Source organism: Vibrio ulleungensis, from assembly GCF_016900875.1.
GTDB lineage: Bacteria > Pseudomonadota > Gammaproteobacteria > Enterobacterales > Vibrionaceae > Vibrio > Vibrio ulleungensis.
Genome location: NZ_JAFEUM010000001.1, coordinates 118,927 through 144,982, shown reverse-complemented (window position 1 = coordinate 144,982; position 26,056 = coordinate 118,927). Strand labels below are relative to the sequence as shown.

Annotated in this window: 26 protein-coding genes; 15 read left to right on the top strand and 11 right to left on the bottom strand. The window is 45.9% G+C overall.

Annotated elements, in window-relative coordinates:
• Positions 1-20: 20 nt before the first annotated feature.
• The 3 genes from JQC93_RS00745 to JQC93_RS00735 form a co-directional block, all read right to left on the bottom strand.
• Entirely contained in the window at positions 21-1,025 is a 1,005-nt protein-coding gene (locus JQC93_RS00745; protein WP_205156568.1) for a DUF2860 family protein, read from the bottom strand.
• Between the two features lie 74 nt (positions 1,026-1,099).
• A complete protein-coding gene (locus JQC93_RS00740) occupies positions 1,100-2,230 on the bottom strand; it encodes an HlyD family secretion protein (RefSeq protein WP_205156567.1) in 1,131 nt (376 codons plus the stop codon).
• Positions 2,230-2,637 carry a DUF3302 domain-containing protein gene (locus JQC93_RS00735; protein ID WP_205156566.1) on the bottom strand — a complete coding sequence of 136 codons (408 nt, stop codon included), beginning with the start codon at positions 2,635-2,637 and terminating at the stop codon, positions 2,230-2,232. Before JQC93_RS00735 ends, JQC93_RS00740 begins: the two co-directional genes overlap by 1 nt.
• 134 nt (positions 2,638-2,771) lie before the next feature.
• Here JQC93_RS00735 and JQC93_RS00730 point away from each other — a divergent pair, with 134 nt between their 5' ends.
• Both JQC93_RS00730 and JQC93_RS00725 read left to right on the top strand, forming a co-directional pair.
• Complete coding sequence (locus JQC93_RS00730; protein ID WP_205156565.1) at positions 2,772-3,665, top strand: DMT family transporter; 894 nt, start codon at positions 2,772-2,774, stop codon at positions 3,663-3,665.
• Positions 3,666-3,961: 296 nt separating this feature from the next.
• A complete protein-coding gene (locus JQC93_RS00725; RefSeq protein ID WP_205156564.1) occupies positions 3,962-4,537 on the top strand; it encodes an MAPEG family protein in 576 nt (191 codons plus the stop codon).
• A gap of 7 nt (positions 4,538-4,544) precedes the next feature.
• Here JQC93_RS00725 and JQC93_RS00720 read toward each other — a convergent pair whose 3' ends face one another.
• The 3 genes from JQC93_RS00720 to JQC93_RS00710 form a co-directional block, all read right to left on the bottom strand.
• Positions 4,545-6,134 (bottom strand): GGDEF domain-containing protein, encoded by a 1,590-nt coding sequence (locus JQC93_RS00720; RefSeq protein ID WP_236009211.1) that lies wholly within the window; start codon positions 6,132-6,134, stop codon positions 4,545-4,547.
• Between the two features lie 2 nt (positions 6,135-6,136).
• Complete coding sequence (locus JQC93_RS00715; protein ID WP_205156563.1) at positions 6,137-7,597, bottom strand: tetratricopeptide repeat protein; 1,461 nt, start codon at positions 7,595-7,597, stop codon at positions 6,137-6,139.
• 149 nt (positions 7,598-7,746) lie between these two features.
• Positions 7,747-9,261, bottom strand: coding sequence for a lactate dehydrogenase (locus JQC93_RS00710; RefSeq protein ID WP_408068576.1), 1,515 nt, complete (start codon positions 9,259-9,261; stop codon positions 7,747-7,749).
• A 141-nt stretch (positions 9,262-9,402) separates the two neighbouring features.
• Between JQC93_RS00710 and JQC93_RS00705 the strand changes: the two genes are divergently transcribed.
• On the top strand, positions 9,403-10,071 hold the full coding sequence (locus tag JQC93_RS00705) for an adenine nucleotide alpha hydrolase (RefSeq protein ID WP_205156562.1): 669 nt from the start codon (positions 9,403-9,405) through the stop codon (positions 10,069-10,071).
• 57 nt (positions 10,072-10,128) lie between these two features.
• Here the strand turns inward: JQC93_RS00705 and JQC93_RS00700 are convergent, their stop codons facing one another.
• Positions 10,129-11,046 (bottom strand): pseudouridine-5'-phosphate glycosidase, encoded by a 918-nt coding sequence (locus JQC93_RS00700; protein ID WP_205156561.1) that lies wholly within the window; start codon positions 11,044-11,046, stop codon positions 10,129-10,131.
• Positions 11,040-12,134, bottom strand: coding sequence for a PfkB family carbohydrate kinase (locus JQC93_RS00695; protein WP_205156560.1), 1,095 nt, complete (start codon positions 12,132-12,134; stop codon positions 11,040-11,042). The genes JQC93_RS00700 and JQC93_RS00695 overlap by 7 nt, the downstream gene beginning before the upstream one ends.
• Positions 12,135-12,310: 176 nt before the next feature.
• Between JQC93_RS00695 and JQC93_RS00690 the strand changes: the two genes are divergently transcribed.
• From JQC93_RS00690 to JQC93_RS00675, 4 genes are all read left to right on the top strand, one after another.
• Positions 12,311-13,009 (top strand): UTRA domain-containing protein, encoded by a 699-nt coding sequence (locus tag JQC93_RS00690; protein WP_205156559.1) that lies wholly within the window; start codon positions 12,311-12,313, stop codon positions 13,007-13,009.
• The gene (locus tag JQC93_RS00685) at positions 13,010-13,177 is read left to right on the top strand and encodes a hypothetical protein (protein ID WP_205156558.1); all 168 of its coding nucleotides are present in this window, start codon (positions 13,010-13,012) and stop codon (positions 13,175-13,177) included.
• 18 nt (positions 13,178-13,195) lie between these two features.
• The gene (locus tag JQC93_RS00680; protein ID WP_205156557.1) at positions 13,196-14,218 is read left to right on the top strand and encodes a GNAT family N-acetyltransferase; all 1,023 of its coding nucleotides are present in this window, start codon (positions 13,196-13,198) and stop codon (positions 14,216-14,218) included.
• Positions 14,219-14,321: 103 nt separating this feature from the next.
• A complete protein-coding gene (locus tag JQC93_RS00675) occupies positions 14,322-15,125 on the top strand; it encodes an SDR family NAD(P)-dependent oxidoreductase (RefSeq protein ID WP_205156556.1) in 804 nt (267 codons plus the stop codon).
• 68 nt (positions 15,126-15,193) lie between these two features.
• On the opposite strand, the gene JQC93_RS00670 is transcribed toward JQC93_RS00675, so the two are convergent.
• Positions 15,194-15,910 carry a PEP-CTERM sorting domain-containing protein gene (locus JQC93_RS00670; RefSeq protein WP_205156555.1) on the bottom strand — a complete coding sequence of 239 codons (717 nt, stop codon included), beginning with the start codon at positions 15,908-15,910 and terminating at the stop codon, positions 15,194-15,196.
• Positions 15,911-16,243: 333 nt separating this feature from the next.
• Here JQC93_RS00670 and JQC93_RS00665 point away from each other — a divergent pair, with 333 nt between their 5' ends.
• From JQC93_RS00665 to JQC93_RS00640, 6 genes are all read left to right on the top strand, one after another.
• Complete coding sequence (locus tag JQC93_RS00665) at positions 16,244-16,654, top strand: HIT family protein (protein ID WP_205156554.1); 411 nt, start codon at positions 16,244-16,246, stop codon at positions 16,652-16,654.
• Between the two features lie 166 nt (positions 16,655-16,820).
• Complete coding sequence (locus JQC93_RS00660) at positions 16,821-17,294, top strand: RidA family protein (protein ID WP_205156553.1); 474 nt, start codon at positions 16,821-16,823, stop codon at positions 17,292-17,294.
• A gap of 29 nt (positions 17,295-17,323) precedes the next feature.
• Positions 17,324-17,683: a GFA family protein gene (locus JQC93_RS00655; protein ID WP_205156552.1), complete on the top strand. Its 360-nt coding sequence runs from the start codon at positions 17,324-17,326 to the stop codon at positions 17,681-17,683.
• Between the two features lie 108 nt (positions 17,684-17,791).
• Positions 17,792-18,400, top strand: coding sequence for a sugar O-acetyltransferase (locus JQC93_RS00650; protein ID WP_205156551.1), 609 nt, complete (start codon positions 17,792-17,794; stop codon positions 18,398-18,400).
• A 40-nt stretch (positions 18,401-18,440) separates the two neighbouring features.
• A complete protein-coding gene (locus JQC93_RS00645) occupies positions 18,441-19,367 on the top strand; it encodes a DUF808 domain-containing protein (RefSeq protein ID WP_205156550.1) in 927 nt (308 codons plus the stop codon).
• Between the two features lie 218 nt (positions 19,368-19,585).
• Complete coding sequence (locus JQC93_RS00640) at positions 19,586-20,458, top strand: B12-binding domain-containing radical SAM protein (protein ID WP_205156549.1); 873 nt, start codon at positions 19,586-19,588, stop codon at positions 20,456-20,458.
• A gap of 42 nt (positions 20,459-20,500) precedes the next feature.
• On the opposite strand, the gene JQC93_RS00635 is transcribed toward JQC93_RS00640, so the two are convergent.
• Entirely contained in the window at positions 20,501-21,394 is an 894-nt protein-coding gene (locus tag JQC93_RS00635; RefSeq protein WP_205156548.1) for a LysR family transcriptional regulator, read from the bottom strand.
• 274 nt (positions 21,395-21,668) lie between these two features.
• Here JQC93_RS00635 and JQC93_RS00630 point away from each other — a divergent pair, with 274 nt between their 5' ends.
• The gene (locus tag JQC93_RS00630; RefSeq protein ID WP_205156547.1) at positions 21,669-22,445 is read left to right on the top strand and encodes an alpha/beta fold hydrolase; all 777 of its coding nucleotides are present in this window, start codon (positions 21,669-21,671) and stop codon (positions 22,443-22,445) included.
• A gap of 1 nt (position 22,446) precedes the next feature.
• On the opposite strand, the gene JQC93_RS00625 is transcribed toward JQC93_RS00630, so the two are convergent.
• Positions 22,447-24,237 (bottom strand): sigma-54-dependent Fis family transcriptional regulator, encoded by a 1,791-nt coding sequence (locus tag JQC93_RS00625; protein ID WP_205156546.1) that lies wholly within the window; start codon positions 24,235-24,237, stop codon positions 22,447-22,449.
• A gap of 285 nt (positions 24,238-24,522) precedes the next feature.
• Between JQC93_RS00625 and exaC the strand changes: the two genes are divergently transcribed.
• Complete coding sequence (exaC, locus tag JQC93_RS00620) at positions 24,523-26,043, top strand: acetaldehyde dehydrogenase ExaC (protein WP_205156545.1); 1,521 nt, start codon at positions 24,523-24,525, stop codon at positions 26,041-26,043.
• Positions 26,044-26,056: the final 13 nt, after the last annotated feature.

Here is a 26,056-nt window from a genome sequence, read left to right as displayed (position 1 = left end):
TGTAGTGCGTTTCACGCAAACTAAAATCGATACGTCATACCTACACTGGTGATGAGTCCTTTAGAGTTGTAAAAGTCCACATTAGCGTCACTTTGGGTATAGCCTGCGATAGCGTTGAGACTGGCATTTTTCCAACCAAAAATCCCAGCGTAATCGTAAATGAAGAACCCGCTGTATTGGGTTTGTTCAATGGTTTTATCAAAGATTGGATTAGCCTCTTTAGTTTCACTTTGACCCCCTTCAAAGTTCATGATGAAGGTGTGAGGGGCATTAAAATGAAGCACACCCATTTTTAGTGTGTAATCGGTGAAGGCGATTGCTTCACCTTTGGCATCGCGATAGGTCGACTGAATCGCTGGGCGCAAAAACCACCCTTTAGCAAATGGAAACATCGTTTCTAGTTCGAGGCGATGAGCGTTGCCATCTCGCTCTAGAAGCTGCTGCTGCGCTTCATTAAGACCTAAACTTGCGCTTGAACCACTGTTTTCCGTTTCGACATCAATGTTTGCGTATGCGTATTTCACGGTCAGTGGTGTACCTAAAAACTGCTGCCAAGCGATACGCGCGCCAGTGGCGTTTTCTTCAGTTTCAACTCTGGGTGCGCCCAATAGGTACGGATCTTCCCACGTAGAATTTAGAAAGGGTAATTGCGGGAAGTACGCCAAAGTCACTTCTCCGAGCTTTGGCGACTGGTGGGTATAGCCTAACTCGTACTGAAACTGTGCGTTAGAGATCTGCTCGCTAGAGTTACCAATATAGAACTGGTTTCTGCGATCGCGTGTGGTGTATTGAACACGCGCTAGCGGGTAAACGATAGTCGACGAGGTTTTGTGCTCTGGTGAGCCAAATTCAGTGATGGTTTGATTGTCATCGCTGGTGGAGAAATTATTTTCACTGGTGACGTAACCCAAGCTGAGGTTAAGTGTGAAGTCCCAACCCGGTTCGCCGAGTGGACGTAGCTGCGCTTGAGCTGATGTCGTGCCCATCAACAACAACGACGCAATAATGGCCTTTGAATGGTGCATACTGTCTAAATCCTTTTTGTTCCCTTAGTAGGGCATCCATAAAGTGAGGGAGCCTTGGCTCCCTCCTTTCAGTTTTAGTGATCCAAGTAGAGGTAGTTTTGCCAACTCTTCATTCGAATCAATACTTTTCGCATGATCGCTACGTGGGTGAAGCTATCGGAATACACTGCTATTTCAGCTGCGCTACCCATTGGAAGCTGATACTCACTGAGATCATCGTTTATACGTAACTTAACCAAAACTCGACCACTTGTGACTAACGCCGCCGAGTTAAGCAGTGCGCCTCGTGCTTGAACTTGGCCCTCTGCAATCGCTGGTATCACCTCGATGACTTCACCTTTGAAGATCTTGCCGGGCAGGGCACGGAAGATGAACTCGGCCTCAAACCCTTTTTTCAGGCGCTGGGTGGAGTTTTGTCTAAAGGCACCTACATAGTGACCATCATCAGTATGCACAAAGGTTAATACTGGGCTAAGCGGCAATGGTACGGCCATCATGCCAGGGCGAAGCGCTAGGTGTGACACGTATCCATCAGTAGGAGCACGAACCGTGGTTTCTTCTAGGTTGAACTCCGCGGTGGCTAGCAGTGCTTTTAGGCGTGCAACAGAGGTATTTTCGCCATTGATTTCAGACTCAAATGCCAAGCGAGCGCTGTTTTCAAGCGCTTTAGCGGCGTCTAGTTGCGCTTCACTGGCTAAATAAGCCTGTTTGCGGGTGTCGACTTGCTGCGCGGTAAATGCCCCTTTTTTAAAGCCTGCTTCATAACGCTCGTATTCGCGCTGAGCTTTATCTCGATCGGCTTCGGCTGCAATACTGTCAGCGGTTGACGCTTTGTAGCTCGATTCCAATTGGAATACTGATTGCTCGGCTGCTGCGACTTCAGCTTTTAGACGAATAACTTCGCTCTCAAACGGTGTCGATTCTATCTTGAACAATACATCCCCTGCCAGTAGAGGCTTATTTGCTTCTACCTTGACCTCAGTTACGCGACCGCGAACTGTAGACACAATCGGAGTGGTGTTAAAGACACTGCTACCAGTTTGGGTGTAAGGGTGGTTGTAGTTCATCAATAAAATCAGTGTACCGATCAGCACGATGCCGCCCAATACAGCGGTTGGGACAGTCCATTTGTTGAGCGGTATTTTAAATATTTTGAATACAGCAACACAGAGCGCGGTGTACGTCAGTATTAACAGTAAATCCATTATGCGTCTCCCTTGCTTGACTCAGTATCTGTGGTCACCGTATTTTGCGTGCCGTCTACTTCACTGTTTGCTCGCTCATTTTTGAGGCTGTCGATTTGATGGTGTAAGTACTCGATATTTTTATGCAGTGACAGTATTTGAGATTGGAGCTCATCCTGCTCGTGTTTGATTTTACTGAACCCCCAACCTCGGTCTTTGCGCCACAATGTTGACCAGATCCACAAAAATGGCCAAATTGCGTGTAGAGTGAATAGACTCACCCAACCTGCTACATGGATGGCGTCCGCATGCGGGTGGTCGCGTTCGAGCGCGATTTCGTAGGGAATATCATGAATGACGATGATGCCGTAGAAAATGACTAGGGCGACGAAAATGAGCAATCCGAGTGCGAAGTAATCGAGAAACATAGGTATCCTTATGTTTTGCTGTGTAATATATCGGTTATCATACGTTATTATTTGGTAATCGGTTTAAATATACAAACCTTTGTTAGATCAAATTGTTATTAGTCTGTGCTTAAACATTACATAGGGAAGTGTCAATGAGCTTTGTTGGGGAAAGTGCAGCGTTGTCTGCAGCGGTTGTGTGGGCTATAGCAACATGGATTTACGGGCAATTTAGCCATCAATTTAGTGCCTTTCAGCTTAACTTTATTAAAGGGGTTGTCGCGTCGACATTGATGGTTGTCGCAATAGTCTTTACGGGTGCATACGATGGCCTTGCCGAGATGCAAGCGGAACATATTTGGGTTCTGGCTGTTTCCGGGGTCATTGGTATCGCGATTGGCGACAGCGCTTACTTTGCTGCGCTAAAACGTATCGGTGCAAATAAGACTTTATTACTCGAAGCGTTAGCACCACCGCTATCCGGCGTTTTGGCGTTGATGGTGTTAGGAACGCAAATTCCTATGCTGTCATGGTTAGGGGTTGTGGTAACTACTATGGCCGTCACCTATGTAGTGTTTGAACCCAGCGATGCTGAAGCAGTAGACCGAAAAGGCATTCTCTTTGGCCTTCTTGCCAGCGCTTGTCAGGCAACAGGGGTGGTGATTTCTCATTTTGCCTTAGTCGCGGGTGATGTTGATCCTTTGGTTGGCGCCTTAGTTAGGTTATCTGTTGGCACATTAGCCGTTTGGTTGGGTTTGCGCTGGATACAGAAAGTGACGTTGAAGCAGTTATTGGTCAAATGGCAAAAAATGCAAACATCGCAACAAACTCTATTGATGTGCGCCATCGTCATCGGGACTTTTCTTGCCCTTTGGTTACAACAAATTGCGCTTAAGTTTGCGTCACCAGCGATCGCTCAGACGCTGATCGCAACGAGCCCAATCTTTATCCTCATGATCTTTGCATTGCGAGGCGAAAGAATCACCCTTAAACAAGCGATGGGGACACTCTTGGCGGTGGTGGGAATTTCTCTCTTTTTTGTTCGTTAATACCAACCAAAACAATTACCTGAGCATTCTTGCTCGTTAAAATCCCTGATAACGGTGTTAAAAATTTTGCGGGTAGAACTACTACCAACGGCAATCTTTGCCTTGTTCTCAGCGACTTTTCCGTCGAAATTTCTGACCACTTAATTCCTTCGATTGAGATAACTCTGTTTAGAGGGTCGTAATCGGGGGATTTTTCGATCACGGGCAGAGTCATACACCCGATGTATTTACAGGAAATTGACTGGGCTTCTTGTGTATTTCACCTACGCTTAAAAGGTGTGTGAATAGGAGGTGGCATGGAATACCCTGTTAGTGACAGTCAACGACGCTCTGCAGCGTTTGTGACCTTTTATCCCGTCCTTTTGGTCGCTATGGCATGTTTGGGAAATTGGGTTGTTTTTGGCGTAAAGCCCCTTCAAGTCGGTCTTCCATCTAATTTTAGCTTGGCCATTATGACGATAAGCGCAGTATTGATGTGTCTAAACCACACTTGGTTAATGACCGTGACGGAACTTACCCGAGTTCGATTTCATATCCAGACTACTCCTGAGGAGTGGTCCGACAGTTCAGTCGCGCGAGACGAGATCCCGCAAAAGGGATGGGATGAACTTGCACGAGCGCGCAATGCGCATCGCAACTGCACTGAAAACAGCGTTTATTTTGTGATGTTAGGTATCCCACTAATGTTTTGCTCCGCCAATGACATTGTCAGTGTTTGGCTACTCGAGTTTGCATTAGGGCGACTTGGGCACACTTATGGCTATCTATACAAAAGTGACGTGCTAAGAGGACTCTTTATGTCTATCAGTTTGCTCGCTATGTATGGCATGGCGACCTATCTGTTAATGTCGACGTTAATGCTACTATTTTAGAGGCGCTCTACAGGTCGTAGCATACTTGGTTGCGGCCATTTGCCTTAGCTTCATATAACGCTTTATCTGCACGATAGAAGGTCCGCTGGGTATTTTCACCCTCACGATGTAACGTAACGCCTATGCTCACAGTAAGTGCTCGCTCACCTAGCACTTTTTCCCAGTCGTATTCGGCGATTCGTTGACGGAAATTATTGGCATACATTTGCGCTTTCTTAAACTCAGTATGCTCAAGCAGCACCAAAAACTCTTCACCACCAAAGCGCACCGTGGAAGAGCCTTTAAACTTAAACTGTTGTTTTAGCTCGCTGGCAACTTGGGTGATCGCTTTGTCACCGACTAGGTGGCTTAACTCGTCATTAATCGATTTAAAATGGTCGATATCGATGATGAGCAGGGCGAAAGGTGTGGTATTGAGCAGCAAGTCTTTTAGCTTGATATCGAGCCAGCGACGATTGTTTAACTGTGTCAAAGGATCGGTGTACACGTCTTGTTGCAAGCGAGCAACATGGCTTTTTTGTGTTTTGGTTTCGGCTTTGAGCTCGCGATTCTCTTGCTCGGACACAATGAGTCGTAGTTTTGATTCGTTCTGAGTTAAGCGATCAATCTGTCCTGTCCCTAATTCTGAAATCGGGATCGCTTTAATCAGTTGCAGATCTTTACTAAACGCAATTTTATGTCGGGCTAATGCGGGTTCGAACTGCCCTTGCGCTGCGTATACCTGGCTCAATTGATGATTGACCGTTCGAGAAATGGGCAGTGATTTTAGGCGGTGGCTTCGTTTAGCAATATTGGCAAGAAATAGCTCTGCCTTTTCTGTTTGTCCGCAATCAAAAAACAGCTGAGCAATTTCTAGTTGGATCATACTCCTAAGCCAAAAATCTCGATTTCCTTTAGACAGCTCGATGGCTTGGCCTAGACGGTGTTGCGCTAGCTGAGTTCTTTTTTGTAAACGATACAGTCTGCTTTTGAAAAAATAGAGGTAGGCTTTAAGGCTTCTATCATTGACCAAAATAGACAGCTCTTTGCATTCCTTAAGCAGAGAGCTAGCGTCACTAAATTGCTCCAGCTCTAGCAAACAGGTGATTTTGTGCAGTTTGTAGCGCAGACGAAGTTCACGACTTGCGATTGCAGCGTCGAGCAAATCGATGTGTTTAAAGTAACGCAAAGACTGTTCGTATTGCTGTGCATCGGTACTTAAGACGGCAATCCCCAACACTGCATATACGTACTCATCAATATTACCGTGCTCCAACGCCAATACCTGCGTGGCTTCGCATATGCGTAAACACTCTTCAAATTGATTATTGGTGTGCAGCACTTTATAAAGTTGGTGATGGATCTCGAAATATAGGCTTAAGTTCGCGGGTAGATCAAGCATTGTAAGCGACAGAGTGAGCTCGTCAACGCTGCGAGTGAGTTCGCCATTGGAGAGGTAAATTTCGGCTTTGAACAGATGACAGAGTGCTTTTTCCGGTCCTTTATCAGCAATATGCAGTTCAACGTGATCCCAAAAAGTGAGCGCCTGCGTATTGTCGGTTTGTTTTGGTGAAAAACCAGCTTGGTCAATTTTCTCTAGCAGAGTTTGTAAAGGCAAAATTACTCTCCCATTTGGGTCAATTGTTCGAGCGTGAACGGAAAGCGAGTCAAACTGTGAAGTGAGACGTCGATTGCGCCACTAGGAAGAGCGTGGCGCTCCCACGGGAAATGGTCGATAAGCTGCTTAAATTCCCCAAATGCGGCATTGGCACCTTCATTTTGCTCCTCAATGAGCCACCCAAGATACTCGTCATTGAGCATCGCTAAGTAATCGTCGGGGCTTGCAATACTATTGATAAATTGAGTCGTACGTTCCACGACCTTCGCATCGTTGCACTTAATCAATATGACACTGTGGGTGCTGCTATTGAGCTGTGTTTTAAACAGGATCAGCTTCTCCCACCAACTGGTTTCTGGAACGAGCGCACCGTTGTTGTTTCGTTTGGTGCTATCGAGCAATTGACGCAAACGATGCAGCAGCTTTAAAGAGCGTTGATCAAGCTGGCTCTTTGACCAATGCGCTTTACCGTGTGTGAAGCTGGCAGTGTAATTGGCGTATTTTCTGAGGCTGTACTCTCGATACTGCTTGTGAGCCTCGAGAGCTTGTTCATATTTGCCTTGCTCTTCGGAAGATTGAGAACGGCGTAAAAAGATCTCAGCTAAGATTTCACCATTGTCAAAAGTAACAGCAATGCGCTCTGCAATTGACAAATGATGGTCGACTTTTTCGTACTGGTGCTGACTGAGATAAAATCGCGCTCGCGCGACATGAGCAGGTGCACTCATCCACGTTAAATCGAAGCGCTGGCAAAGCTCTAAAGTCTCTTGCGTGGCGACATCAGCGTCTAGTAACCTGTTGAGCTCCAGCATCGCCATCGCTCGATAATTGCTGATCTCTGCTTGCCACGTATAGTCTATATGCTCGACCGCAAGCTCTTCCGCCGCATCAAGCTCCATCAACATGTTTAGGTAATCACCTTGTTGATAAAGATCTTTGGCTAATAAAATTCGTGATTTCTTTTCTAAAATTAGTAGATGCTGGTAATTCGCAAGATCGATAGCGAGTTGGTGAGCAGTCCCTGACAAAATGGTTTCATTAGTCAGACGCCATGCATTGCCAAGCCCAACAATGGCCTCAAGCTCTATGTGAGAATCACTGTTGAGCGCCGCTTGTTCTAGGGCGATATTCCAGTGGTGCTGTGCGATGAAGTATTCGGCCTTGCCAAAGTGGTTGAGAGCTTTTAAATGATTGATTTCGGATGAAAACTCATCACTGTCCAGCATATCTTGTACCTGACCAGCTTCAGTGGCCACTTTTAGTCCCTTGCCATAGCTCATGTTGTTCCAATGACAATGTGCAAGGATCACTTTCGCCAAGATAATGCCGCGCGGGTAATAGTATTTTTCAGCGCGCAGCAATACTTGCTGAGTTTGTTCAGCCGTTCTTAAGGGGTGATCGAGGATCGTGGTGCGCAGAACACTCAGTTCTGAATCGATCTGCTTTTGTGGTTTATCCAACATCATCCTCTTCCTTAAAGAATCCCCTATTATACGGACTGCTATACCATTTACCATCTAGAAATGGTCAATTATTGCCGTACAACACTGTTATTTCGAAACAATTGGCAACTTAATGCAATAACTATACCGAATAAATGACGGTTAGTTGGCTATGCAAGTAACTGTCTTAAAGACAGCGGGTGATGGATAAGCCCTTGTTTCATAGCCGGTGTTTGTCCTTGTTTGTTTTGACTGCACAAGTTATTCCAAGCTCTAAAAATATCCAATAGCGGAATAATCCCAGCGGGTCTTGCCTTGCGTCTAGGTTCGTTTATGAATGACGCAAAATGAGCCTGAAACTTTGCTTGGTATTTATGAACAGCATTGATTGAGGCGTGCGATAACCAATAGTCGGGGTCCGATGTTGGGCCAGCAATATAGCAAATGCCTTTTTCGATATCTTGATTCGAATCACGGTGCGTCTGTGAAGAAATAGCCCAGCGATCTTGCCACCAGCCCATGTGCACAATATCTATCTTTCCGTGGCTCTGGTGTTTATTCCAAAGGTACGGCTCATCGACATACAGTAGATGCATGCTGTGATCGTTGATGCGATCTTGATAAATGCTGATCACCGCAGAGCGAAGTAACGGCTCTTGCGTGAGGTACATGATCAAAGGCTTTTTGGGATCGCATTGCAATTTCAAATTATAGAAATGCGCATAACTGGTGTACGGCGGAAACACCAGACGTCCTTTTTTTGGGTGATGCAGCTGGTGGTAATTGCCTAGAGGATCTTCAACGTTGTTACGCGCCAAAATATTCTGGTACTTAGCATCGATTCGTTCTCGTAGAGTCAGGTTGTCGTGCTGCGACGATTTACCAATGTCTGCAAGGAAGCTACTTTCTACATAACGATTTGGCGTGAATGGCTCAGATATGTGCGAATCAAAATCTTGGCTGGCCGATACGTCGGCTTCGTCGTAGCTTACGTGTTGGCTCACCACATAGCCGCTTTGGGGCTCGGCGGTGACTAACCACTGGACGCCATTGTGGCTTTGAGGCTGCAGTGCTTGGTGGTGAGTGGCCAGTTGATACTGTTCGACTTGACCAAACCATCGCATATCGAACAAAGCCTGTTTTTTACGGCATCGGCTGGCGATTTGGTTAATGTGGTCGTAAAACGTTTTTGGATTTATTCCAAGTTTAGAGCAAATCTCTTGTACTGAATATCCGGTAAAAAGCAGTGCTAATAATTGCTCTTGGATATCGAGCTTTTTGTTCTCACCTGACCATTTGTCCACAAAGGTGGATTGACAGGCTTTACAGCGGTATCGTTGGCGCTCGCCTGAGTACCCAAACGCATGATAAAGATGTTTATGATGATAGATAGACAGGCCAAGGTTTTTACACTCAATATTTCTGCAGGCAGGCAGTCCATCGGATTCGTGTTTGCGTAGGCGACGCCATTCGTCATGAATTAACTGATTACTCAGCAGTGGCGGAAATGCACCACATTTTTTGCATACAATTGCGGGACGTTGAGGGTTGAGATATTGAATGACATACCGCTCTTCGTCGCTGCACGCAAAATTTTCACAACCGACCGTTTTGCAAAAGTTGACCTGCAAATGATCGTGCCTTGGGGGAAGTGTTGCCATTAAAGTACCTGCTGTAAGTTCCATGCGACTCTATATTAGCTGCAGCTAACATGCTACCACAGGGTTCAAATAACTGAAATTGTTGAGCGGTGAATGATGCGTTATTTGCGCTTCGTCATTGCCTTCATGTAATCTGAAACCAAAACAAGCTAAAGGTGTCACAAAATGACCAAAAAGGTATGGCTCTCGTGGAGTAGTGGAAAAGATAGCGCTTGGGCTCTGTGGCAGATGCAACAGGACCCTTCGCTTGATGTAGAACGTCTGTTTTGTACCATAAATCAGCAGCACGAAAGAGTGGCTATGCACGGGGTTCGAGTCGCGCTTTTACAGCAGCAAGCTAAAGCATTGGGGCTACCTATCACTATTATTGACCTTCCAGACCCCTGCACCAACGATGACTACCAACGCATTATGGGCGAGTTTGTTGAACATGCTCAGCAGCATAAGGTTGATGCGTTTGCGTTTGGCGATCTTTTCTTAGAGTCGGTACGTGACTATCGGGTAGCGCAGCTTTCGGGCACCGGCATTGAGGCGCTGTTTCCACTGTGGTTGACCCCGACGGCAGAGCTCTCACTGCGACTTATTGATCAAGGGGTGAAGACCGTTTTGACTTGTGTGGACAGTAAGCAGATTGATGCGAGCTTCTCGGGTGCACTGTACGACAAAAAGTTGTTAGATTCGTTACCCGAAGAGTGCGATCCATGCGGGGAAAATGGCGAGTTTCATACGTTTGTGTTCGATGGACCCATGTTTAACGCGCCCCTTTCAATACAAGTGGGTGAGCAAGTAAATAGAGACGGCTTCGTCTTTACCGATGTGACACTAGCGAAATAAAAAAGGCCATTAGCATTGCTAATGGCCTTAATGTATTTAGCTTGATATTGGCTAAAATTAGATTGCGCAGTACTCTTTGGCGATGTTTGCGCCTAGGCGTGCATTGTTAAGCACCAACTCAATGTTGGAATCTAGGCTGTTGCCACCTGTTAGCTCACACACTCGAGCCAGCAAAAATGGTGTCGAATCTTTACCCGCAATACCTTGCTCGTCAGCTTCAGCGAGAGCTTGATCGATAGCGCCAGTGATCGTTTCAACAGGCATTGCAAACTCGGTTGGGATTGGGTTTGCGACGACAACACCGCCTCTTAGTGCCATACCCCATTTAGCGCGTAGTGCCAGAGCAATCTCTTGCGCCGAGTCTAAACGGTAGTCAATGCTGTGCTCACTTTCACGTGTGTAGAAAGCTGGTAGCGAGTCGGTTTGGTAACCAATGATTGGCACGCCTTGAGTTTCTAGATATTCGCGCGTGAGTGATAGGTCAAGAATTGATTTTGCACCGGCACAGATTACAGCAACGTCAGTATTGGCAAGCTCTTGCAGGTCTGCAGAGATGTCAAAACTTTCTTGAGCGCCACGGTGCACACCACCAATACCACCAGTGGCAAAGACGCGAACGCCCGCCATTGCGGCTAAAATCATGGTCGCGGCTACCGTCGTCGCACCATCTTTTTTACCTGCCACCATAAAAGGAATATCACGGCGACTTACTTTAGTGACAGCAGTGCCAGCTTTACCAAGGTATTCGATTTGGTCTTTTGACAACCCAACCTTTAAACGACCTTCAATGATTGCGATGGTTGCTGGAATAGCGCCTTCAGCACGAATGGTGTCTTCTACAAGCAATGCGGTTTCAACATTACGTGGGTAAGGCATCCCGTGAGAAATAATGGTCGACTCCAACGCGACAACAGGTTGATTATTAGCTAACGCTTGTGCGACTTCAGGTTGAATATCTAGGTATTGGTCTAGCATTGTGGAGACTCCTCTAGCAGATCCAACACGGCCTGCTCTGTCAGTTGTTTATTAATGGTTTCGGATACTGTAATGGCGAGGTGTGATGCACCTATGGCAAATTCCACACTTTCCACCCAGTTGCGATTGTTCAAATAAGAATGGATCAAACCAGCCATCATGGCATCACCGGCTCCGGTCACATTGTTAACCTGAGTTGGAATGGCTGGTACTACATGTTGTTCATATGGGCTACTGGCCAATACCCCTTGGCTTCCGAGACTGATTGCCACTTGCGGTACACCTTTATCGTGCAGTGACTTGGCCAACTGTGATGGTTCAATGTCGGCATCGATATCAACACCAGCCAAGATTTTAGCTTCAAGACTATTGGGTTTCAGGCAGTCGATTTTGTCTATATAAGGGATAAGCTTTGATGCTTTAATTGAAGATACAGGATCGACAAAAATAGGCTTGGCACCATGGCGTGTAAACAAGTAGTTCAACGCATCTTCCGGGAGATTGGCATCTAAAACGAGTACGCTGGCTCGGTCGATGACACCTGCACGTTTTGATAATTCATTGGCGTTTAAACTTTCGATAAGCTGCATGTCGTTGAGAGCGACTAACAGCTCGCCCTGGTCATCGAGTATCGACAAGTAGCTACTGGTTTTCGCGTCATTTTTGTATAACGAATGATCCGTACCAATGCCGCATTGGTGGCAAGAGTCTTTTAAGTCTTGTCCCCAACTGTCTCCTCCAAACGCACCGATAAATTCGACTGTTGATCCAAGTCGTGACAAATTTTCGGCAATATTACGTCCCACACCACCGGCGCTCGCGTCTAGGTGTCCTGGGTTTGAGTCTTGTAGGACGATGGGGTTGGATGAGTGACCACACAAATCGATATTAGCGCCACCAATGACAACGGCATAACGATCCGGAGCGATAATATAGCCCTTTCCTTGAATGTAGCCCTTGCGGGTTAACTGCATAATGTGTCCAGCAACCGCGCTGCGACTTAACCCTAATAGATCAGCAAGCTCTTGCTGGGGGATTAATGGGTTGTGTCGCAGTATTTCGAGTATTTGTTGTTCTCTATTGGTCATAAACATTTGTCCGCCAATCAAACATTTGTTTATTTTAGGGTGAAGGTATGAGGTTGTAAAGAGCTTATCTGCGATTAGACTGTGATGCAGCGCAAGAGATTACGCTCTAATTATGGAGCCATTCTGAGTTACACTAGAACTCATTTTTAGCCAATGTAGAGGCTTAGGTCTGTTACGTGCAGTATTTATCCATCCAGCAAGCAATATTAGAGCAAATTGAGTCGGGTCAGTTAGAAGCACGACAGAAACTGCCTTCAGAACGAAAACTTGCCGAGCTTTTTGATACCACAAGAGTGACCTTGCGCGAAGCATTAGCACTCTTAGAGGCGGACGGAAAACTGTATCGTGAAGACCGACGAGGGTGGTTCATTGCACCAACGCCTATGATATACGATCCAAGTTTGATGATTGGATTTGTGGAGCGAGCGCAACAGCAACAGCGAGTAGCAACTCATCAGCTTTTAACGGCAAAAAGCGCTTTAGCGACAAAAGAGGCGAGTAGGCTAATGACCCTGCCTCCTTTTAGTGATCTGTTTACGATCACGCGCGTTCGCCAACTCGAGCACAGACCCGTGTGCCACGTCACGAGTATGATCGTACCGCGCTTTGCTCCCAATTTACTGGACAGTGACTTTGCAACGTCGGTCAGTAGTGCATTGAACGAGTCGTTTAGTGTGAGTATTTCTAAAATTCAATATAGGATCTCTGTAACCTCACTCATTGGTGACATCGCGGCAGCGTTAAATGCAACCGACGGTGCCATCGCGATAAAAATTATGCGCCATATGTATGATCAGCAGCACAGCCTCATTGGGTGCAGCGTCGAATACTGGCGTCACGATGCGATAAATATCCAGACTGAAGTGGTGAGTTAGATGAAGAAAACACCTTCAACACCGCGTTGCGGCCAGTGCCGACAATTTACGCGAAGCAAACAGGCTCAAACAGACTATTGTGAAGCTTGGGATCAGCCGACTGTTGCGACGCAAGCTGTTTGTGGGCACTTCATGCCCAAAACCGTGGCAGCCAATCTGCGAGATTAACGCCCAGCGAGGTCACATATGACTACTTCAACGGCAACAAAAAGTTTAGGAACACTTCATTTGTTGTGTGGAAAAATGGCGTCAGGAAAGACAACATTTTCGCACCAAATTGCCGCTCAATACCAAGCGTTACGGCTAAGTGAAGATGAATGGTTAGCCGAGTGTTTTCCTGGTGATGTAAAAACCATTAAAGACTATGCCCATTACAGTGAGCGTATAAAGCCGTTGGTGGCAATGTTAGTCACGCAGTCGCTGCGAAGCGGCGTTGATGTGGTGATGGACTTTCCTGCCAACACACCTAAGCAGCGAGCGTGGCTATTGGGTCTTGCTCTGGCTTGCCAAGCCACTCACCAACTCTATTGGATGATCACGAGTGATCAGGAGTGCTTGCATAGACTGTCGATACGGCGCGCAGAGCAGCCAGATCGCAGACGTTTCGACGTGCCAGAAATGTTCGAAACTATGAGTGCCTATTTTACGGCACCAACTGCAGACGAAACCAAAAATATCACTACAGTGGATCCCAGTCTGGCAGAGCATTTTTTTGAGCTGACGGTGACGATGGAGAAAATAGAGCCTTTCACTATCCCAACCGACTTACTACTGATCGCTGATCCCAATATAGAAAGTATCCAGTCATACCAAGAAACGGGCTTTGGTTTTGTTGCCATTGCTCACCAACGTGGCGAACGGAATATCGTCGCGGCATGTGTTGTTAGTGCTCACTCTTCAGAGTTGGGTGAACTGAAGAATATTTCTGTAAGGCCGGATTTCCAGCAACAAGGTATAGGTCGTCGCTTGTTAGATTATGTCATTGAACAGGCCAAAACTAAGGAGTGGAAAACCCTAAACCTTACCACAGGGACCTTTGGGTATCCGCTGACACTGTATCAACGTGCAGGATTTAGAGTTACCGAGGTGAGAAAGAACTACTTCATTGATCATTACCGTGACGCCATTTTTGAGCACGGGATACAGCATCAAGACAGTTTATTGCTATCGCTGGATCTGACTTCTTTTGATAGTAGCATTACCCGTTAATTATCAATAAATTGTTGAAACTGTTTTGTGGGTTGAGCGCTTGGTGATTGCTGTAAACCTCCTATACTAGGGCCACTGACTTAATAATGATCAAGGCCCATTTATGAAGAAAATCATACTGCTCACAGGTGCAACTGACGGCATTGGATTGCAAACCGCAAAACAGTTGGCTGCGCAAGGTCATCAATTACTCCTGCATGGACGTAACCAAAACAAGCTCCAGCAAGTGGTCGATACTGTATCGGCGCTACCGGGAGCTGGGCCTGTTGAGGGTTTTATAGCCGATTTATCAAAATTAGCCGAAGCTTCCCAGCTGGCCACTCAAGTGGCCCAATTGCATGGCAAGCTTGATGTGATCATTAATAACGCGGGTGTGTTTAGTATGGCTGATCCTAAAACCGTGGACGGTTTGGATGCTCGGTTTGTGGTCAACACTATCGCGCCGCTAATATTGACCCAAGAGCTTTTACCTCTATTAAACCAATCCGGGAGAGTGGTCAATTTATCATCGGCCGCACAAGCCAGTGTCGATCTGTCAGCGTTGACCGGCTCGCCAACCCTTTCTGATAATGCAGCTTATGCTCAAAGTAAACTCGCCATTCTAATGTGGACTCAGGAAATGGCTAAGCGTCACCCTGAAGGGCCAATATTTGTTGCGGTAAACCCGGCGTCGTTTCTTGGCAGTAAAATGGTAAAAGATGCCTATGGTGTGGCGGGTGGTGATTTGTCGATTGGTGCTGATATTCTGTGTCGCGCTGCACTTAGCGACGAGTTTTCGGCGGCCAACGGCCTTTATTTTGACAATGATCTTGGTAAGTTCTCATTACCTCACAGCGATGCGCAAAATACCGCGACCAGTGGTTCAGTATTTAGTGCTCTTGAGCTTTTTATCAAGCAAAGAAGCTAGTATTTTTAGATGCAAATAAAAATGGGATAAACATTCGTTTATCCCATTTTTTATTCGCAGAGCGATTGTTATTTGTTACGACGTCTCGCAACGCCTAGACCAAATAACCCAAGACCAAATAGAGCTAAACTAGCTGGCTCTGGAACAAGTACTGGTGGAGAGAAAGTACCAAAAGAATCACCACCGACATACAGTGCACCTAATGCAAAGTCATCACCAAGTAGTTCGATTGAAGATACATAATCCATACTCACATCAATGGTATAGAAGCCGCCATTGACTGTGCTAGGGGCAGTAATACAATCACTAGTGAAGAATGAAGTGCCATTTATATCCGATAGTGAGTAGGTTGCTGAGTCATCTTGCACAACGCCACAAGTGTCTTGTGGGAAAAGATCGACAAGTACAATACTTTCTAGGTAGCCAGCGATCGCGTCTCCTTCCATATCAAAAAACGAAATGGTCATAGATTCGTTGGTAGATACTTCGTCATCCACGATACCAAAACCATCGATGTCACAGGCAAGTGCGCCACCATCATCGGCACAATAGTCAGCATTAACGCCACCATCATAGGTTGTAGCGGTTAGATCGTCTGGTGTAACGTCAAACACCACTTGAAATTCAAATGGGTCTACTAAAGCACCGTTAGAAAAGTAATAAGTATTATTACCCTGATCGATCAACGAACCGTCCGTGAAGTCGAGTAAAAGCGCCTGAGCATTAAATCCGCAAAGCAGAGCGGATAACCCAATCAGCGACTTGTTTAATAAAGGATGTTTCATGTGTCCTTACTCCTATACATTTAAATCAAAATAGCGTGTTGCTTCATTTCCATTTCAAGGGTTGTCACAGCAAATCCACCCTTTTCATTACTCTATTAAGCAAAACTCGATCCACTTTTTAAGCTATTGATTTAAAACGTTTTATATGGCTTTCTAATATGCGATCGTAATGTTTTCTGACACTGTGCTGACAATCTTTTGAGGGAGTTATACAGCTAATAAAGTTGATATGAATTGTAACCCTATGAAAATTATAAACTAATACTTTAGAGGTATTTGGAAATCCTACTGTAAGATAAAGAGACCGATGATACGGACGGATAAGGAGCTCTTTTGAAAACAACAATTGTTCAAGATATTTGTGAAGGTCGAATAGACGCAGCGGTAGTCTATCGATCTGATTTAGTGATTGCTTTTGCGGACCACGATCCTATTAACCATGGTCATTTACTGATTTGCCCCGTGGAGCCTTACGAATCATTGATGGATTTACCAACTCACGTAGATTCAGAAATTCAACGAGTTGCCAAGTTACTGTATGCACGGGTGATGGAGCACTATCAGCCCGACGGGATCTCTTTTATTCAAAATAACGGTGCGTTTAATGAGTTGACGCACTATCACTTGCACCTTTTTCCACGTTATCACGGCGATAAGTTTGGTTGGAGCAGTAGTGGCTTAGGTGTTCAATCTATAGCGGATATAAAAAAACAGATTGCGCCTTTGTGTATCGAGAAAACGTAAGCCCTGGCTAGGCTTATACAGGCATGCAAAAGGAAACTTATAAGTAGAATGCGCCACTGTCTCTGATTCGATAATCCTTAGTGAGGTAATACAGGTATTCTAGTCGCTGATGGGTTTTTCACCTGTCTTTGCTACCACGCTATTGCGACGACACTAAGGGATGATCATGGATATCGAAGTCAAACTTAAGCAACTGAATATAGTGTTACCCCCTGTTAGCGAACCGCAAGGAAGTTATCGAAATTGCGTGCGCACCGGAAATCTATTGTATGTCTCTGGCAAGGGGCCAATTACAGCAGGAAATATACCCCCTAAAGGTAAATTGGGGAACGAGTATGGGGTTGATGAAGGGTATCAATTTGCCCGGCAAGCAGGGTTAGATATTTTATCGACGGTGCAATACGAGTTGGGCAGTCTGAACAAAGTTTGCCGAGTGATAAAGCTCCAAGGGTTTGTAAACGCAACACCTGAGTTTGACCAACACCCTAAAGTGCTGGATGGATGCTCCGACTTAATGGTAGAGGTTTTTGGTGCCAAAGGGGTACACGCGCGTTCAGTGTTTGGTGCGACCTCAGTAAGAAACAATCTGCCGATCATCGTTGATTCCATTTTTGAAGTGATTGATACCCATATTTTGTAGATCCATTAATTTTGAGTGAGGGATTTAGTGTGATTCAAGCAAGCTGCCACTGTGGCAATGTACAGATTGTGCTTCCAAAGCTGACAGATACCGCAACCGAGTGTAATTGTTCGATCTGTTTTCGATATGGAGCACGCTGGGGCTATTTTACTGAAAAAGACCTTACGATATCGGTTGGCAGTATGGGCGTTCAGTCCTATACACATGGAGACAGAATGATCGCGTTTGTACACTGCAGACAGTGTGGCTGTTTAACGCATTATACTTCTGTTAACACAGGCCCCGACTCTCGTGTTGCCGTCAATTATAGAATGATCGACAGCGGACTTCACAATAAGCTTAGAATTCGTCATTTTGATGGCGCCGACAGTTGGACGTTTCTCGACTAAGCGCATTTTTTACAGTGTAAATTCGTCCAAAAGTTTGAACTCTACATCGCATGTTTTTTGCCAATGCCAGTATGATAACCCTCTACAAAATTACGGTGTGGAATCAGCATGGATCTCGAAGACAAATTACACAGTCAACAAGTCTATTTTTATGACGAAGGGTTAGAAACAGAACAAACCAAATGCTTGGAGTTGCTGTACGATTTTAATCATACACGGCCCAGTGAATACGACAAACGCCAGCAGATGATGAAAGTACTGTTCGCAGACGTTGGTAAAGGGTGTTACATAGAGCCACCTCTTCAGGCTAATTGGGGGCGTTACACACACTTGGGAAACAATGTGTATGCAAACTTCAATTTAACCTTAGTCGATGACACTCACATTTATATCGGTGATCACGTTATGATCGGCCCTAATGTCACCATTGCAACCGCAGGGCATCCCATCGAACCTTCACTTCGCCGCCGCGTAGCGCAGTTTAATATCCCCGTTCACATTAAAGCGAATGTATGGATTGGCGCAAATTCGGTGGTTTTACCCGGCGTGACCATTGGCGAAAACAGTGTGATTGGCGCTGGAAGCGTGGTGACCAAAGACATCCCAGCCAATGTTGTGGCCGTAGGAAGCCCTTGCAAGGTCGTTAGGGCCATTGATGAGCACGATAAAGCTTATTATTTTAAAGACCGACCATTAGCTGGAAATATCCTAGACTGATCATAAGCGAATCTTCGCTTAACCACACAAGGACCCAATTATGGCTGGAGCCAGTTTACTGACACTGATCGACGATATTGCGGCGTTAATGGATGATGTAGCGGTTATGTCTAAGGTTGCGGTCAAAAAAACCGCGGGTGTATTGGGTGACGATCTTGCGGTCAACGCTGAGCAAGTGAGTGGAGTATCTACAGAGCGAGAGCTGCCCATTGTGTGGGCTGTGGCGAAAGGGTCGCTGTTAAACAAAGTGATCCTAGTTCCCGCAGCACTGTTGATCAGTCTGTTTGTTCCTTGGCTTATCACGCCGCTGCTCACCTTAGGTGGGGCATTTTTGTGTTACGAAGGGTTTGAAAAAATTCATCATTGGTGGACTCACCGAAATGCGCCAACTGACTCGCAAACTGATCCCATTGCAGCGATGAGCGACAGTGAGATGGCCAGTTTTGAGGCTAATAAAATCAAAGGCGCGATACGTACAGATTTTATCTTATCGGCAGAAATCGTGGTCATCGCATTGGGTACAATGGTATCTCAAACACTTACTATGCAGGCCGTATCTCTGAGCCTAGTCGCCTTACTGGTGACGGTCGGCGTGTATGGCTTGGTTGCGTTGATCGTCAAAATTGATGACGTAGGACTATGGCTACTAAACAATAACCCCAACTCGCGACCACTGCGCAAAAAGTTGGGTATGGGACTGCTTAGTTTTGCTCCGTGGCTAATGAAAACACTAGGCGTGGTAGGCACCATCGCCATGTTCTTAGTGGGTGGCGGCATTATTGCTCATGCGCTGCCTTGGCTTGAGCACCTCAGTGAAGCGCAAGTTGATACCTTCAATCACATTCCGAGCGTCGATCTATTTTGGGAAAGTATTGGTGCCACAATGATCCATTTAGTCAGTGGCATGATTTTGGGTGCGATCTGCTTTGTTGTTGTGGGCTTCATTTCAAAGGCTCGAGGTAAATAGCCTAATCAACTCAGCGTTAGTTTTTTCTATTATTGTGTTTAACCACTTGCCAATCATTATCAATAATTTCGATAAACTGATTGTAGTTTAGCCTCCATTATCAATATTGCGCGAGATTGTTAAGCTCTCTTCACGATAAGACGGTGGTCATGATGCACCGTTAATGTGTGTTGATCTTGCCTTAAGGAAATAGGGCAAAGGTCGCTGGGAGTTGAAGTATGCAATTTGTCGGAAAAGTATATCGCCCTTGGATGGAAGCGAATAGTGTCCTTATTCAGACCACGTTGGGCTGCAGTATTAATACCTGTACCTTCTGTACCATGTTTGACGATAAACGATTTAAAGTTCGAGATATCGAGGACGTGTTCGCAGACATTGAGCAAACACGAAGAATGTATCCTGTGGTGAAGTCCATTTTCTTAATCGATGGCAATGTGTTGGCGGCGCGAACCGACTTTCTTCTAAAGGTGATCGACAAAATTAAGCACACATTTCCTGAGCTTGAGCATTTGGCCATGTATAGCGGGTTAAATGACTTTCGTCGTAAAAGTGTGTCAGAGCTGGTTGAGTTGAAACAAGCGGGTCTTGATACTGCGTATTCAGGTTTAGAGTCTGGTGACGAAGTTGTTCTTAAGCGCATTAAGAAACATCTCACACCAAGCCAAGCAGTAGAAGGCGCTTTAATGGCGAAAGAAGCCGGCATTGAAGTGCTGCAGTCGTTTATCTTTGGTTTGGGTGGGCGCTATCGTTCGCAACAACATATTGAAGCGACAGTAGACTTGCTTAACCAAATGCAACCAGAGCAGATCGCCCCTATGGCTTTGGCTGTGCAACCTGGCTCCGAGCTTGAACGTGAGGTGAACGCGGGAGAGTTTGTACTTCCTACTGAAATGCAGCTGCTAGAGGAAGAAAAGTACCTGCTTGAGAACATGAATTTCAATACCGTCTATTGGGGAGATCATGGCAATAATATGATCCAAATGCGCGGCATGTTTCCAGAATCAAAGCCATTTTTCTTAAAACATGTGAACGAAGCGATCGCCAAAAAACCGGGCGCTCAAGAGAATGTGATTCAGACATTCGCGTGGTAATAAACTGGGCGCTGGCATGATATTGGCCAGCACCGTTGCCTATTAGTGATCCCAGTAAGGTGGCTCACCAAAGTAATCTGAGAAAAAGTCGATAAAGGCGCGAACTTTGGGTGCGACAAAACGCGAGCTTGGATATAAAACCCAAATTGCGGTATCCGATTTGTAAGGGGTGTCGGTTAAGATTTCTATTAACTCGCCGCTTTTAATTTGTTGATATACGCTCCACATAGAATTCATGGTGATACCATGTCCTGCAACACATAACTCTCGAATGGCATCTCCGTTATCGGTTCGAATTTTTCCTCTTGTTTTGATGTCGATAACTTTGTCGTCAACATTAAATAGCCAGTTTTCGATCCCGATAATATTAATGCATTGATGGTCTTTTAGATCATTGGGGTGCTTCGGCGTGCCGTACTGCTTTAGGTATGCGGGAGAGGCGCAAATAATACGCCGATCACTGGCGAGCTTTTTGGCAATCAGGCTCGAATCCTTTAACTCGGCATTGCGGATAGCCACATCGAATCCGCCATCAACGAGATCAACGATTGAGTCCGAAAAACGAAGGTCGACACTCAACTCAGGATACTGCTCAGTAAAGGATTTCATCGCTGGGATTAAGTGCATACGCCCAAACGAAGAGGGTGCAGTCACACGCAGTACTCCACTAGGAAGGGCGCTTTTACCCCCCACGGATTGTTTTGCAATATCGACGGCGTCCACCACGTTTTCTGCTTGAGGTAAGAACGCTTCGCCTTCTTGAGTCAGTGAGACTTTGCGTGTCGTTCGGTGCACCAGTCTAACGCCAACCGACTCTTCCAGCTTATTAATGTGAGCGCTTGCGACCGCGGGTGACAGTCCTAACTCAGCACCTGCTTGGCTAATATTATGTGTCGACGCTAAGCGGATAAAGAGGCGTAAATGGTCGATATTCATGAGTTATTTTCAATCCTTGCTAAAAAGTCATGTCTAACTGAGACGGATTATATAGAAAACACTATAGATCTCGCGATCGTTTGTTGCAAACTGTTCTCCGCTTTCAAGGTGCTATATCGCTGTTTTTATTGTGTTAAACCAACGTGGTTAGGCGGGCTTAGTTGGCTGTGCGTTTACGCCGATAAAAACAGAGTAATACTCGGGTTTTTACGTGTTTCAATTTCCAAATAAACTGGTACGATCAGACGTGTGTGGATCGTTAATTGATTAAACTATGGGCTTTAATAACATCAAATCATTCGCTAAAACGAGCTTAGTGCTGGTGGCTCTAACGTTGACTGGTTGTGGCTTGATCTATCCAGATCCCTTTCCTGTACTGCACACAGTTGAGGACGAGTCAGTAGTATTAATCCATGGGTTAGGGCGTGGCGCTGCCAATATGCGGCAGCTAAAGGTGCGCTTGCAAGTTCAGGGCTATGATGTGTGCAACATTGATTACCGCACCATAGGTAAAGGTGTTGACAGCATGGTTGAAGAGACGTCTGAGAAAATTGATAAGTGCATTTTATCTGAGCGCAAAGTTCACTTTGTGGGGCACTCTTTAGGCGGCTTAGTCATACGCAGTTATTTGGCAGAGCACCCTAATGTTGTTGGCGATGATAGCCTAGGTCGCGTTGTCACATTAGGGACTCCACATCATGGCAGTGAAGTCGCAGACAAATTTGATGGTGGCGTGCTGATTGAGGTTGCAGGGGGAGTAAGCCAATCACTGGTAACAGGAGACCGTAGCTTAGGTAACCAACTACCACCACCAACCTATACCCTGGGGGCCATTGCAGGTACCAGCAGTAACTTCACCACAGATCGCTATTTTGACGGTGTAAATGATGGTTTGGTCTCTTTAGAGTCCTCGCAGATCTCGGGTATGCAAGACTTTATTGCGCTGGATGTCACGCATATAGATATGCCTTACGACCCCGACGTGGCCTATCAAACCATGCATTTTTTACAAACGGGGCAGTTTGATCACCTCAACAATCGGGCATACTAAACTAGTCTTTTACTCCAAGTGTACGCAGCTTGCGATACAGAGTATTACGACTGATCTTTAGCTTGCGAGCCGTTTGGCTTACATTTCCGTGATTGTCATGAAATGTGCGCAGCAGCAGTTCATTTACTGAATCATCCAGCCCACCGACATTGTTAACATCGGCTGCGCTCAAGGCTGAATTTCCTTGTTCATTCAGAGTTATTGAAGCGGAGCTATGCACAGTCTGTGATTGCATTTGCGAGAGAGTATGTTGTGGAATGTGCTCTAGGGAGAGCTCTTGCGAATTACCGGCTAAGGCGCAGGCAACTTTAAGAACGTTATCTAATTCCCGTAGATTTCCTGGCCACGAATAATGGGTGAGTAGCTGCTGCAATTCAGGCGCTATATTCTGGTTAGTTTGAGCGTATTTGCGATGAATATTGTGTACTAATACCACTTTGTCTTGGCGCTGTGAAAGGCTAGGAAGAGCAACAAACAACCCCTGTAATCGGTAATAGAGATCGTGTCGAAATTTTCCTTGCGCCACCAGTTGTTGTAGGTCTACATGTGTTGCTGCCACTATCTGTACGTCAATTGCGTGACTTTCAACAGCACCCACTGGTGATACTTGCTTATCTTGTAAAACATGCAGCAATCGAGTTTGAGCGCTGATGGGAAGATCACCTATTTCGTCCAAAAATAATGTCCCTTTATGGGCTTGACGAAACTTTCCAATGTAGCCTTTAGGGTTCGCGCCAGTAAAAGCACCCGCTGCATAGCCAAACAGTTCAGACTCGATGAGTTCGTGTGGAAGTGCACCACAGTTAACAGAAACAAGCGGGGATTGGCGCCGCTGACTGACATTATGCAGCGCTTTCACAAATTCATTTTTACCGACTCCCGTCTCACCGAGCAAAAGAATAGGAATGTCTTTATCCAAAACCTTTAACGATTGCTGCCAGCATAGTTCAACGCACTCATCACCATGGTGTAGCGTTGAGTTGAGAGAGCTTGGCACGCGGTGTTGAACTGGCGTATTAGGGGTTAATAACGATTGATGCCTGACCGATTTGTCCATAAGAACGTCCAACGGCAATGACTCAATATTTGGTCCCATTAAACTTTGTGCTGCGTGGTTGTAGCCCACAACCTGGCCATCCTCATCGGTGATCACTATGCCTTTCCAGCTGCAGAATTCTCCCTCTTCGGCATCAAACTCAAGGCGCGTGTGAGCACTGGGTAAACGTTCGAGTAGTTGATTCTCGATCAGTTGTACAAGGGTCTGGACTAAAAGTTGGGTATGTAAATCGTGCTCTTTTTGCTCGCTAGTAATATCGAGTACGCCCAACAAGTCTCCGTTCGTATCAAAAATCGGGCATGCTGAGCAGCTAATAAATCGATGCCGCAAAATATAGTGCTGTTTCGCGACCACAGATATGGGTTTTTGCTCAATAATCGCGGTGCCGATGGCGTTTGTCCCTTTTAGACTCTCTTTCCAGCAAGCCCCAGAACTCAACGCTATGCCTGTAAGCTTCTCGCGAAATTTTGGTTGCCCCCAACTGCTAATGATCACTCCGTCTCGGTCACTCAAAATGAGTCGGCTATCACTGCGTGCGAACCTTTCGGAAAATAGAGGAAGGGCAGAATGAGTGACAACATCGATTAGGTCATTGTGTTGATGGCGTCGCTCTTTTAAATCGTAACCACTTAAGCAAAAGTCTTGCGGGCGTTGCCTTTGACTTAATCCTGCCTGTTCGCTGCGTTCCCAAGATGTGGAGAGCCAACTAGGGAGTAAGGGTTTTGATGAGAGCATAACTGTTCCATTTGTTCACATTGTGCTGTACCAAATATGAACACCTCGTTTTTAAACGGCAGTATCGAGAGATTGGGACAGGCTTTAATTTCATGTTGTTAATGAATGGTAATCATAGTGTTACATCTTTATTGCGGCAAGTTTTACGTAGTTGGCCAACTTTTTGCCTTAACCAGTGTGTCCCTAGAGTCATTGTGAACAGGTCAAATTTCTGTTTAGAAACTTAGCTTAGGGACAAGCATAAAAATAAGAGATTCCAATATAACTGAAACAAAAGGATTGATTATGATATACGCACAACCTGGATCGGCGGACTCTAACGTTAGTTTCAAAAGCCATTATGACAACTTTATTGGTGGAGAGTGGGTTAAACCCGTCGAAGGGCAATACTTTGATAATCCGTCACCGGTGAATGGGCAGCCGTATTGCAAAGTGGCACGCTCAGGAGAAAAGGATATCACGCTGGCACTTGATGCCGCGCATGCCGCGCGGGAAAGTTGGGCGAACACTAGTGTGGGTGAACGTTCTAACATTTTGCTAAAAATCGCCGATCGCATAGAGGCAAACCTTGAAGAGTTGGCGATTGTCGAAACTTGGGAGAATGGCAAACCCATACGTGAAACGCTGGGCGCTGATTTACCATTGGTTGTAGACCATTTCCGCTATTTTGCAGGCTGTATTCGAGCGCAAGAAGGCAGCGCAGCAGAGCTTGATGCGAATACCGCAAGTTATCATTTTCCAGAACCCGTTGGTGTTGTAGGACAGATTATTCCGTGGAATTTCCCAATGCTTATGGCCGCATGGAAACTTGCCCCTGCACTCGCCGCAGGGTGTTGTGTGGTATTAAAACCGGCCGAGCAGACTCCGGCCTCTATTTTGATGTTAATGGAAAAAATTGGCGACTTGATCCCACCAGGCGTTGTGAGTGTGGTTAACGGGTTTGGTGAAGAGGCAGGACAAGCATTGGCCACTTCAGAGCGCATATCAAAGCTCGCATTTACTGGTTCGACGGAAATTGGTCAGCACATCTTAAAATGCGCCGCAAACAGTTTGATACCATCAACGGTTGAGTTGGGCGGAAAATCTCCCAATGTCTACTTCCCAGATATTTTTGATCATGAAGATGAATACTTAGATAAATGCATCGAAGGCACTCTTTTGGCGTTTTTTAACCAGGGAGAAGTCTGTACCTGTCCATCTCGCGTACTAGTCCACGAGTCGGTCTACGACAAGTTTGTAGCCCTGTTAGCCGAGCGCGCTAAGTCCATTGTTCAGGGAAACCCGTTAGACATGAATACTCAAGTCGGCGCTCAGGTCTCTCAAGGGCAGTTTGATCGTATTTTAAGCTACCTAGAAATTGGTCGCCAAGAAGGGGCTAAAGTGGTGTTTGGTGGCGAAATCGCGCAGCAAAGTGATGATTTCTCAACTGGATATTACATTCAGCCAACGTTATTGGAAGGCAACAATAAAATGCGCGTCTTCCAAGAAGAGATATTTGGCCCAGTCATCGCTATTACTAAGTTCAAAGATGAAGCTGAGGCACTAGCGATTGCAAACGATACTGAGTATGGATTGGGCGCTGGCTTGTGGACGCGAGATGCCAACCTTGCCTATCGCATGGGACGCAAGATAGAGGCGGGGCGAATTTGGGTTAACTGTTATCACGCTTACCCTGCTCATGCTGCATTTGGTGGCTACAAAAAATCGGGCATCGGCCGTGAGACGCACAAAATGATGCTAGACCACTATCAAAACACTAAGAACCTGTTGGTCAGTTACGACATTAATCCGCTGGGATTCTTCTAAGTCGCTGGTGGTG

Coding starts and splice junctions, on each gene's coding strand:
- JQC93_RS00635 (WP_205156548.1), bottom strand. CDS start 21,394: ATGAATATCGACCATTTACGCCTCTTTATCCGCTTAGCGTCGACACAT.
- JQC93_RS00640 (WP_205156549.1), top strand. CDS start 19,586: ATGCAATTTGTCGGAAAAGTATATCGCCCTTGGATGGAAGCGAATAGT.
- JQC93_RS00735 (WP_205156566.1), bottom strand. CDS start 2,637: ATGTTTCTCGATTACTTCGCACTCGGATTGCTCATTTTCGTCGCCCTA.
- JQC93_RS00730 (WP_205156565.1), top strand. CDS start 2,772: ATGAGCTTTGTTGGGGAAAGTGCAGCGTTGTCTGCAGCGGTTGTGTGG.
- JQC93_RS00715 (WP_205156563.1), bottom strand. CDS start 7,597: ATGTTGGATAAACCACAAAAGCAGATCGATTCAGAACTGAGTGTTCTG.
- JQC93_RS00630 (WP_205156547.1), top strand. CDS start 21,669: ATGGGCTTTAATAACATCAAATCATTCGCTAAAACGAGCTTAGTGCTG.
- JQC93_RS00660 (WP_205156553.1), top strand. CDS start 16,821: ATGGATATCGAAGTCAAACTTAAGCAACTGAATATAGTGTTACCCCCT.
- JQC93_RS00675 (WP_205156556.1), top strand. CDS start 14,322: ATGAAGAAAATCATACTGCTCACAGGTGCAACTGACGGCATTGGATTG.
- JQC93_RS00705 (WP_205156562.1), top strand. CDS start 9,403: ATGACCAAAAAGGTATGGCTCTCGTGGAGTAGTGGAAAAGATAGCGCT.
- JQC93_RS00740 (WP_205156567.1), bottom strand. CDS start 2,230: ATGGATTTACTGTTAATACTGACGTACACCGCGCTCTGTGTTGCTGTA.
- JQC93_RS00650 (WP_205156551.1), top strand. CDS start 17,792: ATGGATCTCGAAGACAAATTACACAGTCAACAAGTCTATTTTTATGAC.
- JQC93_RS00645 (WP_205156550.1), top strand. CDS start 18,441: ATGGCTGGAGCCAGTTTACTGACACTGATCGACGATATTGCGGCGTTA.
- JQC93_RS00680 (WP_205156557.1), top strand. CDS start 13,196: ATGACTACTTCAACGGCAACAAAAAGTTTAGGAACACTTCATTTGTTG.
- JQC93_RS00670 (WP_205156555.1), bottom strand. CDS start 15,910: ATGAAACATCCTTTATTAAACAAGTCGCTGATTGGGTTATCCGCTCTG.
- JQC93_RS00700 (WP_205156561.1), bottom strand. CDS start 11,046: ATGCTAGACCAATACCTAGATATTCAACCTGAAGTCGCACAAGCGTTA.
- exaC (WP_205156545.1), top strand. CDS start 24,523: ATGATATACGCACAACCTGGATCGGCGGACTCTAACGTTAGTTTCAAA.
- JQC93_RS00695 (WP_205156560.1), bottom strand. CDS start 12,134: ATGACCAATAGAGAACAACAAATACTCGAAATACTGCGACACAACCCA.
- JQC93_RS00725 (WP_205156564.1), top strand. CDS start 3,962: ATGGAATACCCTGTTAGTGACAGTCAACGACGCTCTGCAGCGTTTGTG.
- JQC93_RS00745 (WP_205156568.1), bottom strand. CDS start 1,025: ATGCACCATTCAAAGGCCATTATTGCGTCGTTGTTGTTGATGGGCACG.
- JQC93_RS00685 (WP_205156558.1), top strand. CDS start 13,010: ATGAAGAAAACACCTTCAACACCGCGTTGCGGCCAGTGCCGACAATTT.
- JQC93_RS00625 (WP_205156546.1), bottom strand. CDS start 24,237: ATGCTCTCATCAAAACCCTTACTCCCTAGTTGGCTCTCCACATCTTGG.
- JQC93_RS00710 (WP_408068576.1), bottom strand. CDS start 9,261: ATGGAACTTACAGCAGGTACTTTAATGGCAACACTTCCCCCAAGGCAC.